This is a genomic window from Pseudonocardia abyssalis, assembly GCF_019263705.2.
Lineage (GTDB): Bacteria > Actinomycetota > Actinomycetes > Mycobacteriales > Pseudonocardiaceae > Pseudonocardia > Pseudonocardia abyssalis.
In genome coordinates, this window is the sequence record NZ_JADQDK010000001.1 from 5,914,181 (window position 1) to 5,929,002 (window position 14,822).

At 74.2% G+C, this 14,822-nt stretch carries 13 protein-coding genes; 7 read left to right on the forward strand and 6 right to left on the reverse strand.

All coding sequences use genetic code 11. The features are described from left to right. Nucleotides 1-10: 10 nt before the first annotated feature. The 3 genes from I4I81_RS29180 to I4I81_RS29190 form a co-directional block, all read right to left on the reverse strand. Nucleotides 11-1,465 carry a SulP family inorganic anion transporter gene (locus I4I81_RS29180; protein ID WP_226363624.1) on the reverse strand — a complete coding sequence of 485 codons (1,455 nt, stop codon included), beginning with the start codon at nt 1,463-1,465 and terminating at the stop codon, nt 11-13. 45 nt (nt 1,466-1,510) lie between these two features. Next, nucleotides 1,511-3,127, reverse strand: a complete 1,617-nt coding sequence (locus I4I81_RS29185; RefSeq protein WP_218616477.1) for a peptide chain release factor 3 — start codon at nt 3,125-3,127, stop codon at nt 1,511-1,513. Nucleotides 3,128-3,545: 418 nt separating this feature from the next. After that, nucleotides 3,546-4,274 carry an inositol monophosphatase family protein gene (locus tag I4I81_RS29190; protein ID WP_218616636.1) on the reverse strand — a complete coding sequence of 243 codons (729 nt, stop codon included), beginning with the start codon at nt 4,272-4,274 and terminating at the stop codon, nt 3,546-3,548. Between the two features lie 66 nt (nt 4,275-4,340). On the opposite strand from I4I81_RS29190, the gene I4I81_RS29195 reads away from it, so the two are divergent. From I4I81_RS29195 to I4I81_RS29205, 3 genes are all read left to right on the forward strand, one after another. Beyond that, nucleotides 4,341-4,997, forward strand: coding sequence for a response regulator transcription factor (locus I4I81_RS29195; protein ID WP_218606214.1), 657 nt, complete (start codon nt 4,341-4,343; stop codon nt 4,995-4,997). Next, on the forward strand, nt 4,998-6,263 hold the full coding sequence (locus tag I4I81_RS29200) for an ATP-binding protein (RefSeq protein ID WP_218606213.1): 1,266 nt from the start codon (nt 4,998-5,000) through the stop codon (nt 6,261-6,263). A gap of 113 nt (nt 6,264-6,376) precedes the next feature. Beyond that, on the forward strand, nt 6,377-7,336 hold the full coding sequence (locus tag I4I81_RS29205; protein WP_218616460.1) for an IS481 family transposase: 960 nt from the start codon (nt 6,377-6,379) through the stop codon (nt 7,334-7,336). A 75-nt stretch (nt 7,337-7,411) separates the two neighbouring features. Here the strand turns inward: I4I81_RS29205 and I4I81_RS29210 are convergent, their stop codons facing one another. Next, the gene (locus tag I4I81_RS29210) at nt 7,412-7,768 is read right to left on the reverse strand and encodes an MmcQ/YjbR family DNA-binding protein (protein WP_218603839.1); all 357 of its coding nucleotides are present in this window, start codon (nt 7,766-7,768) and stop codon (nt 7,412-7,414) included. A gap of 112 nt (nt 7,769-7,880) precedes the next feature. Here I4I81_RS29210 and I4I81_RS29215 point away from each other — a divergent pair, with 112 nt between their 5' ends. Then, nucleotides 7,881-9,116, forward strand: coding sequence for an MFS transporter (locus I4I81_RS29215; RefSeq protein WP_372453614.1), 1,236 nt, complete (start codon nt 7,881-7,883; stop codon nt 9,114-9,116). A gap of 211 nt (nt 9,117-9,327) precedes the next feature. Here the strand turns inward: I4I81_RS29215 and I4I81_RS31820 are convergent, their stop codons facing one another. Continuing rightward, nucleotides 9,328-9,801: a hypothetical protein gene (locus I4I81_RS31820; protein ID WP_218603841.1), complete on the reverse strand. Its 474-nt coding sequence runs from the start codon at nt 9,799-9,801 to the stop codon at nt 9,328-9,330. A 544-nt stretch (nt 9,802-10,345) separates the two neighbouring features. On the opposite strand from I4I81_RS31820, the gene I4I81_RS29225 reads away from it, so the two are divergent. Next, nucleotides 10,346-12,034: a dynamin family protein gene (locus I4I81_RS29225; RefSeq protein ID WP_218603838.1), complete on the forward strand. Its 1,689-nt coding sequence runs from the start codon at nt 10,346-10,348 to the stop codon at nt 12,032-12,034. After that, nucleotides 12,031-13,683, forward strand: a complete 1,653-nt coding sequence (locus I4I81_RS29230) for a GTPase (protein ID WP_218603837.1) — start codon at nt 12,031-12,033, stop codon at nt 13,681-13,683. The genes I4I81_RS29225 and I4I81_RS29230 overlap by 4 nt, the downstream gene beginning before the upstream one ends. A 120-nt stretch (nt 13,684-13,803) precedes the next feature. Here the strand turns inward: I4I81_RS29230 and I4I81_RS29235 are convergent, their stop codons facing one another. After that, a complete protein-coding gene (locus tag I4I81_RS29235) occupies nt 13,804-14,142 on the reverse strand; it encodes an alpha/beta hydrolase (protein WP_225924724.1) in 339 nt (112 codons plus the stop codon). Nucleotides 14,143-14,309: 167 nt separating this feature from the next. Here I4I81_RS29235 and I4I81_RS29240 point away from each other — a divergent pair, with 167 nt between their 5' ends. Further along, a complete protein-coding gene (locus I4I81_RS29240; RefSeq protein ID WP_218603835.1) occupies nt 14,310-14,774 on the forward strand; it encodes a putative molybdenum carrier protein in 465 nt (154 codons plus the stop codon). Nucleotides 14,775-14,822: the final 48 nt, after the last annotated feature.

The window sequence follows — 14,822 nt, forward strand, 5'->3', positions numbered from 1 at the left end:
CGATCTTCGCTCACGTACCGCCGAGGTGACCAGCCAGGGCGGCGTGCCGCGACGCACTCCGGGGATCCATGCCGGTGATCGTCACCGTGGTGCCGCGGGCCCGGTACTTCGCGGTGATGGTGTCGAGGACGGCGATCGTGGAGGCGTCCCAGACCTGCGCGCCCGAGAGGTCGATGACGACGGACGACGGGTCGCCCGCGTAGTCGAACGCCGTCACCAGCTCGCCCGACGAGGCGAAGAACAGCTGTCCGGTGACGCGGTAGACGGCCGTCTCGTCGTCGCGCTCCACGGCCACGTCGACGACGTGCGCGACGCGCCGCGCGAACAGCACCGACGCCACGACGACGCCGACCCCGACGCCGTACGCCAGGTTGTGGGTGGCCACCGTGACCGCCACCGTCGACAGCATCACCGCCGTCTCGCTGTAGGGCATCCGGCGCAGGGTGCCGGGCGCGATGCTGTGCCAGTCGAACGTGCCGACCGCCACCATGATCATGACGGCGACGAGCGCGACCATCGGGATCGCCCCGACGACGTCGCCGAGCGCCAGCATCAGCACCAGCAGGAACGCGCCGGCGAGGAACGTCGAGGCGCGGGTGCGGGCCCCGCCGGACCGCACGTTGATCATCGTCTGGCCGATCATCGCGCAGCCGCCCATGCCGCCGAAGAACCCGGTGACGACGTTCGCGACGCCCTGGCCCCACGACTCGCGCGTCTTGTCCGACGCGGTGTCGGTGATCTCGTCGACGAGCTTCGCCGTCATCAGCGACTCCAGCAGCCCGACGACGGCCATCGCCAGCGCGTAGGGGGCGATGATCGCCAGGGTAGCGAGCGTGAACGGGACGTCGGGCAGGCCGAGGACGGGCAGGCCGTCGGGCAGCTCGCCCTGGTCGCCGACGGTCGGGACGCTGACGGCGGCGAACACCGTGAACGCCGTCAGTGCGACGATCGCGACCAGTGGGGCCGGGACCGCGGACGTCAGTCGCGGCAGCACGACAAGCACCGCCAGCGCGACGGCGAGCAGCACCCAGGCGATCCACGGGATGCCGACCAGGTACGGCAGCTGCGAGGCGAAGATCAGGATCGCGAGTGCGTTGACGAAGCCGACCATCACGCTGCGGGGCACGAACCGCATCAGTCGCGCGGTGCCGGCCAGGCCCAGCACGATCTGGAACGTGCCCCCGAGCAGTACGGCGGCGATCAGGTACTGCAGCCCGTGGTCGCGCACCAGCGGGGCGATCACGAGCGCCACCGCCCCGGTGGCCGCTGAGATCATCGCGGGCCGTCCGCCGGTGAACGCGATCGTGATCGCCATCGTCACTGACGCGAAGAGCCCGACCCGCGGGTCGACCCCCGCGATGATCGAGAACGCGATGGCCTCGGGGATCAGGGCGAGGGCCACCACGAGGCCGGAGAGGGCCTCCGTGCGCAGGACGCGGGGAGCGAGCCAGGAAGGACGGGACACGGCGCCGAACTCTACGCTCACGTCAGAGTTGGGCGGCGTGAGGATTCAGCGGTCGACGGCCCCGGCCAGCAACGGTTCCATCATGACGTCGGAGTGCTTGCGGCGGATCGTCTCCATCCGCCACTTGTTGACGAACACCGCGAGGAGCGCGCCGTCGACCGAGCGGTGCAGGACCTCGGTATCGCTCTCCTTGTTGAGGATCTCCGCGCCGGCCTCGTCGGTGAGCCGGGCGACGTTGTAGTTGAGCTGCTCCAGCGTGACCGGGGCGCTGAACTCGTCGGCCAGGCGCGCGGTGACGACCTCGAACTGCAGCGGCCCGACGGCGGCCAGCACAGGCGCCTGGTCGCCGCGGCGGTCGGAGCGCAGGACCTGGATGACGCCCTCGGAGTCGAGCTGGGAGATCCCGCGGCGGAACTGCTTGTAGCGGCCCGCGTCCTTGGCCCGGACCACCGCGAAGAACTCCGGTGCGAAGCTCGGGATCGCCGGGAACTCGACCGGGTCCTCGGCGTAGAGGGTGTCGCCGGGGCGCAGCGCGCCCGCGTTGACCAGCCCGACGATGTCGCCCGGGAACGCCTCCTCCAGCGTGGTGCGCTGCTGGCCGAACACCGCCTGCGCGTACTTCGTGGCGAACGGCTTGCCCGATCCCGCGTGGGTGAGCACCATGCCGCGCTCGAAGCGCCCGGAGTTGATGCGCAGGAAGGCGGTGCGGTCGCGGTGGCTGCGGTCCATGCCCGCCTGCACCTTGAACACCAGGCCGGACAGCGGTGTGTCGAGCTGCCGCGGCGTCCCGTCGGCGTCGGGGCGCGGGGCCGGGGCGGGGGCGAGGTCGACGAGCGCGTCGAGCAGCCGCCCGACGCCGACGCCGTGCCGCGCCGCGCCGAACAGCACCGGCGTGGCCGTGCCGGCGAGGTAGTCGTCCTCGTCGAACTCGGCGCCGATCTCGCGCAGCAGCTCCAGCTCGTCGACGACGGTCTCGAGGTAGAGCGGCTCCTCCGCGGCGGCGCGGTCGGGGTCGAGCACCTCGACCTCGCCCTTGGTCGCCCCGCCCGCGGTGCGCGTGTAGCGGCGCATCTCGCCGGTGGCGCACTCGACGACGCCGCGCAGGTCGCCCGCGATCCCGACCGGCCAGGTGACGGGCATCGGCCGCAGCCCGATCGTCTGCTCCACCTCGTCGAGCAGCTCGAGAGCCTCGCGGCCGGGCACGTCCCACTTGTTGACGAAGGTCAGCACGGGGATCTTCCGGCTGCGGCAGACGTCGAACAGCTTGAGGGTCTGCGCCTCCAGGCCCTTCGAGGCGTCGAGCAGCATCACCGCGGCGTCGACGGCGGCGAGGACGCGGTAGGTGTCCTCGGAGAAGTCACCGTGGCCGGGGGTGTCGAGCAGGTTGATCACGTGGTCGCGGTAGCTGAACTGCAGCACCGCGGAGGTGATGGAGATGCCGCGGGCGCGCTCCATCTCCATCCAGTCCGAGGTGACGCCCTTGCGCCCGGCCTTCCCGTGCACCGCGCCCGCCGAGTCGATCACCTCGGCGTGCAGGGCGAGCGCCTCGGTGAGCGTCGACTTCCCCGCGTCGGGGTGGGAGATCACGGCGAAGGTGCGGCGGCGGTGCGCCTGGGCGGCGATCTCGCTGGCGGAGCGGGGGCGGGCGGGCGACTCGGTCATGGTGTCCCCAGGTTACGGCGGCCCCGCCCGGCACCCACCTGCGGCACGACCCCCCGCCCGCCCGACTCACCCCCACCGCGACCGGCTCACCCCCACCCGGCGAGTTTGCCGACGCCACCCGGCGAGTTTGCCGACGCCACCCGGCGAGTTTGCTGCGAACACCCGCTGAGTCGGCCGATCGTGTACGGCGGGTGGGTGCACGACCGGCGCGGTCTGCGAGCGCGATCGGCACACTCGCCGGGCGGGCGCGGCACACTCGCCGGGCCGGAGGGGAAAACTCGCCGGGCGGGAGCGGCAAACTCGCCGGGCCGGAGGGGAAAACTCGCGGGGTGGGGGCGGCAAACTCGCCGGGCCGGAGGGGAAAACTCGCGGGGTGGGGGCGGCAAACTCGCCGGTGGGGGAGGGGGCAGGGGAGGGGTCAGGGGGTGAGGTGGCGCAGGGCTGCGTCGTGGAGTGTCCCGTTGCTGGACAGGCCGTTGCCGCCGGTGAAGCCGTCGTCGCCGGACAGGGAGCTCAGGCGCCCGCCCGCCTCCCGGACGATCGGGACGAGTGCGGCGAGGTCCCACGGGCTCGCCCCCGCGTCGACGGCCAGGTCGATCGCGCCCTCCGCGACCAGGCAGTGCTGCCAGAAGTCGCCGAACGCGCGGGTCTCCCAGACCGCGGCCCCGAGCCGGGTCCAGCGCTCGCCGAGCCCGCGGGCGTCGGTGGTGGAGGCGTAGGCGTCGCCGAGGTCGGACACCCCGGACACCGCGATCCGCCGGGTGCCCGTGACGTCGCGGGTCCAGGCCCCCTCCCCGGGCGCCGCCCACCAGCGCCGCCCCAGCGCCGGGGCGCTGACGACGCCGACCGTCGCCGTGCCGTCGGTCGTCAGCCCGATCAGCGTGGCCCACACGGGCACCCCGCGGGAGAAGTTCTTGGTGCCGTCGATCGGGTCGAGCACCCAGCCGCGCGCGGCCCCGTCGACGGTGCCGCCCTCCTCCTCGCCGAGCACGGCGTCGTCGGGCCGCTCGGCCGTGATCAGGGCCCGCAGCGCCTCCTCGACGGCGGTGTCGGCGTCGGTGACGGGGGTGCGGTCGGGCTTGCTCTCGACGCGGAGGTCGGCGGCGCGGAACCGGTCGAGGCTGATCGCGTCGGCGGCGTCGGCCATGCGCAGGGCGAGATCGAGATCGGAGTCGCTCACGGGGAGCAGTCTGCCGGGCCTACTGTGACGACCATGACCACCGTCCTGCTCGCCGAGGACGACGCCGCCATCGCCGAACCGCTCTCCCGCGCACTGACGCGTGAGGGCTACACCGTCGCGGTGGCGACCGACGGCGTCGCGGCCCTCGACCGCGTGCACGCCGGCCACGTCGACCTGCTCGTCCTCGACCTCGGCCTGCCCGGTATGGACGGCCTGGAGGTCTGCCGCCGCGTCCGGCTGCACCACCCCGACCTCCCCGTCCTCATGCTCACCGCCCGCACCGACGAGGTCGACTTCGTCGTCGGTCTCGACGCGGGCGCCGACGACTACGTCGGCAAGCCGTTCCGGCTCGCGGAGCTGCTCGCGCGGGTGCGGGCGCTGCTGCGCCGGCTCACCCCGGAGGCCGTCGAGGTGGCGGGGGTGCGGATGGAGCTGTCCGGGCGCCGCGTCCTCGTCGACGGGGCGGAGGTCGGGCTCGCGAACAAGGAGTTCGAGCTGCTGCGGGTGCTGCTGCTGCGCGCCGGGCAGGTCGTCACGCGCGAGGAGATCCTGCGCGAGGTGTGGAACGACCCGGAGATGAAGACGTCCAAGACGCTGGACATGCACATGTCCTGGCTGCGTCGCAAGATCGGCGGGGAGCGCCGGATCGCGACGGTCCGCGGCGTCGGCTTCCGCTTCAACAACGACTAGATGCGCCGCCGCATCCTGCAGTCGACGCTGCTCGTCGTCGCCCTCACCGCCCTGGTCCTCGGCGGGCCGCTGGCCATCACCACCTGGCAGCTCGTCGACGACTTCGACCGCGCCGAGCTGACGTCGCGCCTGGAGCAGGTCGCCACCCGGCTGGAGGGCCCGGGGGCCGCCGTCGACATCGCGGGGCTGGAGCTCGCCGTGCCCCGCGGCGGGCGGCTGATCCTGGAGCAGGCCGGGCGTGCGCCGCTGGTGATCGGGTCCGACGTCGGCGGCGACGCGGTCACCGAGACCCTCCCGCTCGGTTCCGGCGGCATGGCCACGATGCAGGAACCGCGGGCGGTGCTGCTCGGCCAGCAGGTCCAGGTGACGCTGGTGGTGCTGCTGCTCGTCGTGCTGTCGGTGGCGGTGGGCACGGTCGTCGCCACGCTGACGGCCCGGCGCCTGGCCGAGCCGCTGCGCGACGTCGCCGACCGCGCCGCCCGCCTCGGCGCGGGTGACTTCCGCTCGGCCCCGGCCCGGCACGGCATCCCGGAGCTCGACGCCGTGTCGGAGGTCCTCGACACCTCCGCCGCCGCGCTCGCCGAGCTGGTGCAGCGCGAGCGCCAGCTCGTCGGCGACGTCTCCCACCAGCTGCGCAGCCGCCTCACCGCGCTCCAGCTGCGTCTCGACGAGCTGACGACGCACCCCGACCCGAGCGCCCGGTCCGAGGCCCTCGCCGCGCTCGACCAGGCCGAGAAGCTCGCCGCCGTCCTCGACGAGCTGCTGGAGGCCGCCCGCGCCGCGCGTGCCGCGGGAGCCGAGCCGCTGGACCTGAAGGAAGGCCTGGAGGCCGTCGCCCAGGAGTGGCGGGCCCCGCTGCGGGCGGAGGGTCGGATGCTGAAGATGCGCGTCCCCGACGGCCTGCTGGCCCGCGTCACGCCCGCCCGCATCCGCGAGGCCGTGGGCGCGCTGCTGGACAACGCGGTGCGCCACGGTGGCGGCACCGTCGTCGTCGCGGCGCGGGCCACGGAGAAGAGCCTGGTCATCGAGGTCACCGACGCGGGAGACGGGGTGCCCGAGGAGCTGGTCCCGCACGTGTTCGAGCGCGGGGTGTCGGTCGGCTCGTCCACCGGGATCGGGCTCGCGCTGGCCCGCGCACTCGTGGAGGCCGACGGCGGGCGCCTGGAGCTCTCCCGCGCCCGGCCCCCGACGTTCACGATCTTCCTGCCGGCCGCCCGTGCCGACGACGTGGTCGGCACCGGTCGCCGGGCGAGCAGCCCGCGCTAGGTGTACTGCCCACAGAGGTTGAGAACGACACGCGACAGATGATCTTGGCGTAAGGGAGGGCCTCCAGGTCCGGTGTGGATAGCGACATCTGCACCCGACCCAAGGAGGCCCTCGTGCTCCACCGTAACGCCCCGCTGTCCGAGACCGGCCGGCTCCGCCTCGCCCGCTGCGTCGTCGAGGACGGGTGGCCACTGCGCCGCGCCGCGGAACGGTTCCAGGTCTCAGTCGGCACCGCGAAGCGTTGGTCAAGCCGCTACCGCACCGAAGGCCCAGCCGGGATGGTCGACCGTTCCTCCCGCCCGCACCACAGCCCGAACCAAACCCCGACCCGCACCGAGCGACGCATCATCAAAGTCCGGGTCCTGCGCCGCTGGGGACCGGCCCGGATCGGGTTCCTGCTCGGCATCGCCTCCTCCACCGTGCACCGGGTCCTGACCCGCTTCGGCATGGCCCGTCTGGCCCACCTCGACCGCACCACCGGCCAGACCGTCCGCCGCTACGAACACAAACAGCCTGGTGACCTGGTCCACGTCGACATCAAGAAGCTGGGCAACATCCCCGACGGCGGCGGCCACAAGACCCTCGGCCGCGCCGCTGGCCGCCGCAACAGAGGTAGCCGAAAGATCGGCTACAGCTACCTGCACAACGCCCTGGACGACCACTCACGCCTGGCCTACACCGAGATCCTGCCCGACGAGCGCAAGACCACCGCGGCACAGTTCTGGGCCCGCGCCGCGGCCTGGTTCCACGCACAAGGCATCGAGAACATCGCCCGCGTCCTGACCGACAACGGGTCCTGCTACCGCTCCCGCGACTTCGCCCAAGCCCTGCACAACACCGACACCGTCCACAAACGGACCCGCCCCTACCGGCCCCAAACCAACGGCAAGGTCGAGCGGTTCAACCGCACCCTGCTCGACGAATGGGCCTACGCCCAGCCCTACCGCACCGAGACCGCCCGACGAGCCGCCTTGCCCGACTGGCTGCACTACTACAACCATCACCGCGGACACACCGCGATCGGCGGCCCACCCGCCACCCGAGTCCCCAACCTCACGGGACAGAACACCTAGGGCAGGCGGTCCCGAACCGCAGCAGGATCCGGGTGCGCCGCTCCTCGCCGTGTACCCGCGCTCCGGTTGATCAGGCTACCGGCCGGGGACGTTCCCCTCGGAGCGCATGCGCCAGGCGTCCTCGATCAACTCGGTGAGCCGTCCGACGTCCACCCGCTCCAGCCGGACCATCACCAGCGCGAACCCGTCGTAGCCGGGAGTCGTGAAGAACAGCTCGGGCTCCCCGAGCAGCAGTGCCTGCTTCTCGGCCTCGTCGCCCACGTAGAGCACCGCGATGTCGGTGCGGATCTCCCGGCGCCGGCCCGGGACCCGTTCCGGGTAGGACCAGACGAAGCCCCGGCCCTGCACCCGGAAGTCGAAGCCCGCGCTGTCGATCTCCACGACGCCGTCCAGTGTCAGCGCCAGCCGTCGTACGTCCTCCGCGTCAGCCATCGCACGCCCGCACGGCGCACAGGGTAGGACAAGTACCCCGCTCCAGTGCATCATGACAACCGTTGTCGATAAAGCGGCGGTCGTCACCGTCGCTGCACTGGAGGGTGTCCGTATGTCCCCGTCTCCGTCCCCGAGCGCGATGCCGGACCCGGCTGCCGCCTGGTCCGTGCTGCTCGAACCCCGGTTCGTGCGGCTGTGGTTCGGCACGACCGCGTCGGGGCTGGCCACGTGGGCCCTACCGTTCGTCCTCGGTCTGGCGGTGCTGGAGGGATCGCTCGACGCGGTCGGCCTGGGCGTCGTGCTGGCCACGCGGACGGTCGGGTTCCTGGCCGCCGTGCCGCTCGCCGGCGTGCTCGCCGACCGCTACGCGCGGCGCCCGGTCGTCCTCGCCTCCGGTCTGGCCGCCGCCGCGGCGACCCCGCTGATCGCGCTGGGGCTGGGCACCTCGGTGCTGCTCATGGCCGTGGCGGCCGCCGTCGCCGGGGCCGGGCAGGGCGCGTGCCGGCCGGCGTTCCAGGCGCTCACCGCGGAGGTCGTCGACCCCGACCGGCGGCAGACCGCGAACGCAGCGATCACCCTCGCGGTGCGGGTCAGTACCCTGCTCGGCCCCACTCTCGCCGCCCTCTTCGCCCTGCTCACGAGCGTGCAGACGGTCCTGCTGGGCATCGCCGCGCTCTGGTTGCTCGCCGCACTGCTGCCCCCGGCCGGAGGGGCCGCGCCGACCGTCGCCGGTCCGCGCCCCGGGGTGGTGCGGGAGTTCGCCGACGGGTTCGTCGAGGCCCGGCGCCACCCCTGGTTCGGCGCCGGACTCGCCGCGCTGACCGCGGTGGTCTTCACCGGGTACTCGGTGACGGGGGTGGCGCTGCCGCTGGTCAGCCGCGACGTCTACGGCAGCGAGGTCGTGCTCGCCGCGGCCGCCACCGGCTACACGGTCGGGGCGCTGCTCGGTGCCCTGCTGGTGGCGCGCTGGCGTCCGTCGTCGCCGGGGTGGTGGGCGATGGCCGGCCTCGGGGTCTACGCGCTGGCCCCGCTCGCGCTGCTGCTCACCCCGCACCCCGCGTTCGTCGTGGCGGCCTACGTCGTGGCCGGCGTCGGGATCGAGGTGTTCAACGTCCCGTGGTTCACCGCCATCCAGCGCGAGGTGGAGCCGCGGCTGCTGGCTCGGGTGTCCTCGGTCGACTTCCTGTTCTCCTACGGCCTCGCCCCGGTCGGCCTGGCCCTCATCGCGCCCGCGATCCTCACCTTCGGCCTCACCCCGGTACTGGCCGTGTGCGCGGTGGTCTGCCTCGCCGCCCCCGCCCTCGCCTGCCTGGTGCCGTCGACCCGCCGTTTCGCGCGCGCGGTCTGACGCGCGGCCCGGACGGCGCTGCGGCGCCCGGCCGACGGCGTCGGGCGGGTTGACCCCCGAATCCGTCGGGACGTCGGTCGAGCGGAACCCCGTTGCTGTTTCCGCCGCTCCGGACGGCGATGATGTTCCGCTCGGGCGCAGGGGTAGGGCTCCGTCCGGTACCGATGGCCGGTCGGGGTGATCCACTCCATCGACCGGTCCGCGTGCAGCGTCACCTGCCAGCCCGGCTGTTCCTTGAGGTCGGGGTGGGCGGTGCACAACGCCGCGAGGTTGTCCTCCGACGTGGCCCCGTCGTCCTGCCACGCGACCACGTGGTCGAGTTCGCAGGCGGCCGCCGCCCGGTGACAGCCAGGCGCTTCCAGGCCGCGTCGGCACCCATCCCGCGAGCCGACCGGGTGAGCCACTCGAACGATGACGCCGCATCCGGCGCGGACATCCGCGCCCACACCGTCGCCATCCCCTCCTCACCGGCGAACACATCCACCCGCCGCTCCTCCCGGGCGACCTGATGGCGCTCCGCGGCCCGGTCGGGATCGACGGCGAGGATCGCCCGCCGGATCGCCGCCGACAACTGCGCCCACGTCTGACCGGGAGCGGCGGAATGGATCCGGTCCTGCACCGCCGCCGCCATCTCATCGGACGACACGGCGAGCCGGTCCACGCCCGACGACAAGCTGAGCGCCATGGCCACCTCGGAGCCGGACCACTCCCGAGCCGCAACCGCAGCGGCGGAAGGCGCCGAACAGGCCCGTCCCCGCCCCGACGCGAGAACTCGGCGAGAACAGCGAACTGCCGGGCCGCAGCCCACGGCACCATCGCCTCGAACCCCACCACGGCATTCACCAGATCGGCATCGGACAACCCGAAGAGCTCGGCGGTCGCGAGATCGAGCTCCAAACCGAGCATCCCGGACGGAACAGGATCAGACACGGTCCCTCGCGGCGGACAATGATCGACGCCGATCTGGGACATACGTTCGATGGTGTCGGCCTGACGTGCGACAACCCAGGAATCGACCGAGAGAATGTGCGATCGCGAACGCAAGCACGGTGTTCGATGGCAAGGTGACCCGGACCGCAGCCGCCGAAGGCGGCGAGGACCGGAAGCACCGCGGCGGCACCTTCGGCGAACCGGGACCACACGAGCAGCAGCACGCCAGCAGACCGCGCCACAGAAGCAGCCGCGTACGCTCCGGCGAGCCGGATCGGCGCGGGGAAGGGCGGCGGGTAATGCAGGCAGAATCACTGGTCGCCGCACTCCGCGCCCTGCGCGACACCGCCGACGGTGCGGGTCTCGCCCTCGAGGTCCCCGGCGCCGAACGCGCCCGCCGCGAGCGCGTCGACCTCGTCCACCAGCTCGACGACTACGTCCTGCCCCGCCTCGAGCGCCTCGACGCACCCCTCCTCACGGTCGTCGGCGGGTCGACCGGCGCGGGCAAGTCCACGGTGGTCAACAGCCTGGTCCGGGCCCCGGTCACCCCGTCCGGCGTCCTGCGCCCGACCACCCGCTCCCCGGTGCTCGTCTGCCACCCGTCGGACACGGCCTGGTTCGCCGACACCCGCGTGCTGCCCGAGCTCACCCGCACCACCGGCGCGGGTACCGACCACGCCACGCTGCAGCTCGTCGGGTCCACCGCTCTCGCACCCGGCCTGGCGTTCCTCGACGCCCCCGACATCGACTCGGTCGTCGCCGCGAACCGCCGCCTCGCCGGGCAGCTGCTCGCGGCCGCCGACCTCTGGCTGTTCGTCACCACCGCCGCCCGCTACGCCGACGCCGTGCCGTGGGACGTCCTGGAGACCGCCGCCGCCCGCGGCACCGCGCTGGCCGTCCTGCTCGACCGCGTGCCGCCCGGGGCCGAGCGGGAGATCGCCGCGCACCTGCACGAGATGCTCGTCGCGCACGGGCTCGGCGCCGCGCCGCTGTTCGTGATCCCGGAGAGCGAGCTGGTCGACGGCCTGCTGCCCGACGCCGTCGTCGCCCCGATCCGCCGCTGGTTCGACGACCTCGCGCGCGACGCCGCGGGCCGCGCCGCGGTCATCCGCCGCACCCTCGACGGCGCGCTCGACAGCCTGCGCCCCCGCGTGGCGGCGCTGGCGCAGCACGCGCGCGCCCAGTCCGACGCGGCCTCGCGGCTGCGCGCCGACGCCCGCACGGCGTACGCGGCGGCGATCGAGGAGGTCGACGACGGCATGCGCGACGGCGCGCTGCTGCGCGGCGAGGTGTTGGCGCGCTGGCAGGAGTTCGTCGGCACGGGGGAGCTGCTGCGCACGCTGCAGACGAAGGTCGGGCACTGGCGCGACCGCCTCACCGCCGCGATCATGGGGCGTCCCGCGCCCGGCGGCGACCTGACGGTCGCGCTGGAGTCGGGGGTGACGCTGCTCGTGCACAGCGCGGCGGGGCGCGCCGCGGAGGCCGCGGCGAGGTCGTGGCGGTCGAGTGCCGCCGGCACCGGGCTGCTGCAGTCCTCCGGCGAGCGGCTCGACCGCGTCTCGCCAGGCTTCCGCGACGACGCCGAGCGCACCGTCCGCGACTGGCAGGGCGCGGTGCTCGACCTCGTCCGCAGCGAGGGCGCCGACCGCCGCACCACGGCGCGCGCCGCCGCGTACGGTGTGAACGCGACCGGGCTCGTCGTCATGATCGCGGTGTTCGCGACGACGTCGGTGCTCGCGCCGCCGATCGAGGTCGCCGTGGCCGGCGGCACGACCGTGCTGTCGCAGAAGGTGCTGGAGGCGGTGTTCGGCGACCAGGCCGTGCGCGCGCTGGCCGCCCGGGCCCGGGCCGACCTGCTCGACCGTGTCGCCGCCCTGCTCGGCCGCGAGGAGGACCGCTTCGCCGCGCTCCTGCACCGCCACGCCACCCATCCCGACGACGCCGCGGCGCTGGAACGCGCGGCCGCGGCCGTGGAGCGTGCGCGATGAGCCCGACGCGGGTGGAGAAGGAGCGCAGCGCGGCCGAGGCCGGGATCGCGGCCCGGCTGCGTGCACTCGACCGCGTGCTGGAGGCGGGCACCGGCCGCGTCGACGAGCCCCGGCTCGACGCGGCCCGCCGGCTCGCGCGGCGGTCGGGGGAGCGGCTGCGGCTGTCGGGGGCGCACACCGTCGTCGCGCTCGCCGGTGCCACCGGCAGCGGCAAGTCCTCGCTGTTCAACGCCCTGACCGGCGCCGACGTGTCGACCGTCGGCGTCCGCCGCCCCACCACCGGCGTGGCCCACGCGGCGGTGTGGGGGGCCGACGGCGCGGGCCCGCTGCTCGACTGGCTGGAGATCCCGCGCCGCCACCACGTCGACTCCGACGACCTGCCCGGCCTCGTCCTGCTCGACCTGCCCGACCACGACTCGACGGTCGTCGCGCACCGGCTGGAGGTCGACCGGCTCGTCGCGCTCGTCGACGTGCTGGTCTGGGTCCTCGACCCCCAGAAGTACGCCGACGCCGCCGTGCACGACCGCTACCTGCGGCCGCTCGCGAAGCACGGCGAGGTGATGGTCGTCGTCCTCAACCAGGTCGACCGACTCCCGCCCGACCAGGTCACCGCCGCGCTGTCCGACGTCCGCCGCCTGCTCGCCGACGACGGGCTCGACGGCGTCCCCGTCCTCGGCGTCTCGGCGGTGACCCCGGGCGGGCGCGACGAGCTGCGCGCGGTGCTGACCGGTGCGGTCGCGGCCCACCGTGCGGCACTACGTCGCGTGTCGGCCGATCTCGACGCCGTCGCCGTCGACCTGCGTGACCTGGTCGGCGGCCCGGTCCGGTCCGATCTCGACGCCCGCACCGTCGCCGACCTGGACACCGCGCTGAGCGCCGCGGCGGGCGTGCCCGCGGTCGGGGCGGCCGTCGAGCGCGCGTCGGTGCACCGTGCGGTGGCGGCCACCGGCTGGCCCTGGACCCGCTACGTCCGTCGCCTGCGCCCGGACCCGCTGCGCCGCCTGCACCTCGACCGCGCCGGCCCCGAGCACGCCGACGCGAGCGTCCCGGTGTCGCGCACCTCCCTGCCGGAGGCGTCGGCGGTGCAGCGCTCGCGCGTCGACCTCGCGCTGCGGGCCCTGTCCGACACCGCCGCCGCCGACCTGCCCGAGCCCTGGCCCGCCGCCGTCCACGCCGCGGCGCGCCGGCGACAGGACGACCTGCCCGACGCCCTGGACCGCGCCGTCGCCTCCACCGACCTCGGGCTCGACCGCCCGCCCCGGTGGTGGCGCGCGGCGGGGCTGCTGCAGGCGCTGCTCGCCGTGCTCGCCGTCGCCGGTGGGGTGTGGCTGCTCGGCCTCTACCTGCTCACGCTCCTGCGCCTGCCCGAACCCCCGACGCCGATGATCGGCGCGGTGCCGTGGCCCACCGCGCTCCTGCTCGGCGGCCTGCTGGTCGGGCTCGTGCTCGCCGGGATCTCCCGGATCCTCGCGGGCATCGGGGCGCGGCGGCGCCGGGCGGCGGTGGAGCGGCGGCTCGACCGGGCGGTCGCGGAGGTGGCCGACGACCTCGTGCTCACCCCCGTCACCGCGGAGCTGCAGGCCTACTGGGACCTGCGCCAGGCCGTCACCGAGCTGTCGCGCTCTCCCGGGCGCCGGGGTGCGGGGTGACGGACAGCAGCGCCGGCAGGCGCGACACCGCTCCGGCGAGCATCGGGAACCGCGGGTAGGGCCCGGAGCCCGGCAGCGGGCCCACCGTGCAGGAGACCGGGCTCGCGGCCCGGTTGCCGGTCAGGGGGTTCCGGGACCCAGCACCCGCTCCAGCCACGTGAGCAGGTCGGCCTCGACCTCGTCGCGGTTGGTCTCGTTGAGCACCTCGTGCCGGGCGCCGGGGTAGGCGTGCAGCTCGACGTCGGCGACCCCGGCGGTGCGGTAGCGGTCGACGAGGGCGTGCACGGGCGCGAGCTGCCCGTTGACCGGGTCGGCGTCACCGACGGTGACGCAGATCGGCAGGTCGGAGCGGATGCCGGCGACGCGGGCGGGGTCGGCCGCGTCGCGGGCCCCCGCGAACCGGCCGTCCGCGCCGATCACCCCGCGGCCGTCGAACCGGAACTCCTGCATCGTGCTCATCGAGCCACCTCCGCGCACCGGTCCCCGTATCGGGCCCCCCGGGTATCGGGACCCCTGCGGCCGAAGATGGCCCATCAGGGGCCGTGCGCGAGGGTCCGATGGGGGTCCGGAGCGGTACGTTCGGCAGTCCGCAGGCACGCAGGACCCACCCCGAGGAGCACGCCCGAGTGGAACGCAACGTGGCGATCACCGGTACCCGCAGCATCGGCGACGCTCCCGTCGACGAGCTGGCCGAGGCGTTCGAGGCCTACCTCAGACCGTTCTCCGACGACGGTGCCCATTTCTACGTCGGCGGCGCGTCGGGCGTCGACACCGCCGCGCTGCAGTGGCTGGCGGCGAACTCGCAGGCCGCGCTGACCGTCGTCGTGCCCTGCCGGCTCGTCGACCAGCCCGCCGGCTCGACCGAGGTCATCGACCGACTGCGCGAGGCGGGACGCCTCGCCGACGTCGTCGAGATGGGCGCCACGCTGCTCGGCAAGGCCGCCTACCACGCGCGGGACCGGTGGATGGTCGACCGCGCCGGCCTCGTGATCGGGTTCCCGCGCGGCGCCGAGTCCGCGGGCGGCGGCACCTGGTACACCCTGAACTACGCCGCCGAGCAGGGGAAGGTCCGGCTGGTGGTCCCCCTCTGACCGACCCGCGGCGGGGGGGCACGGCCAACTCGGACAATGTTCGGTACC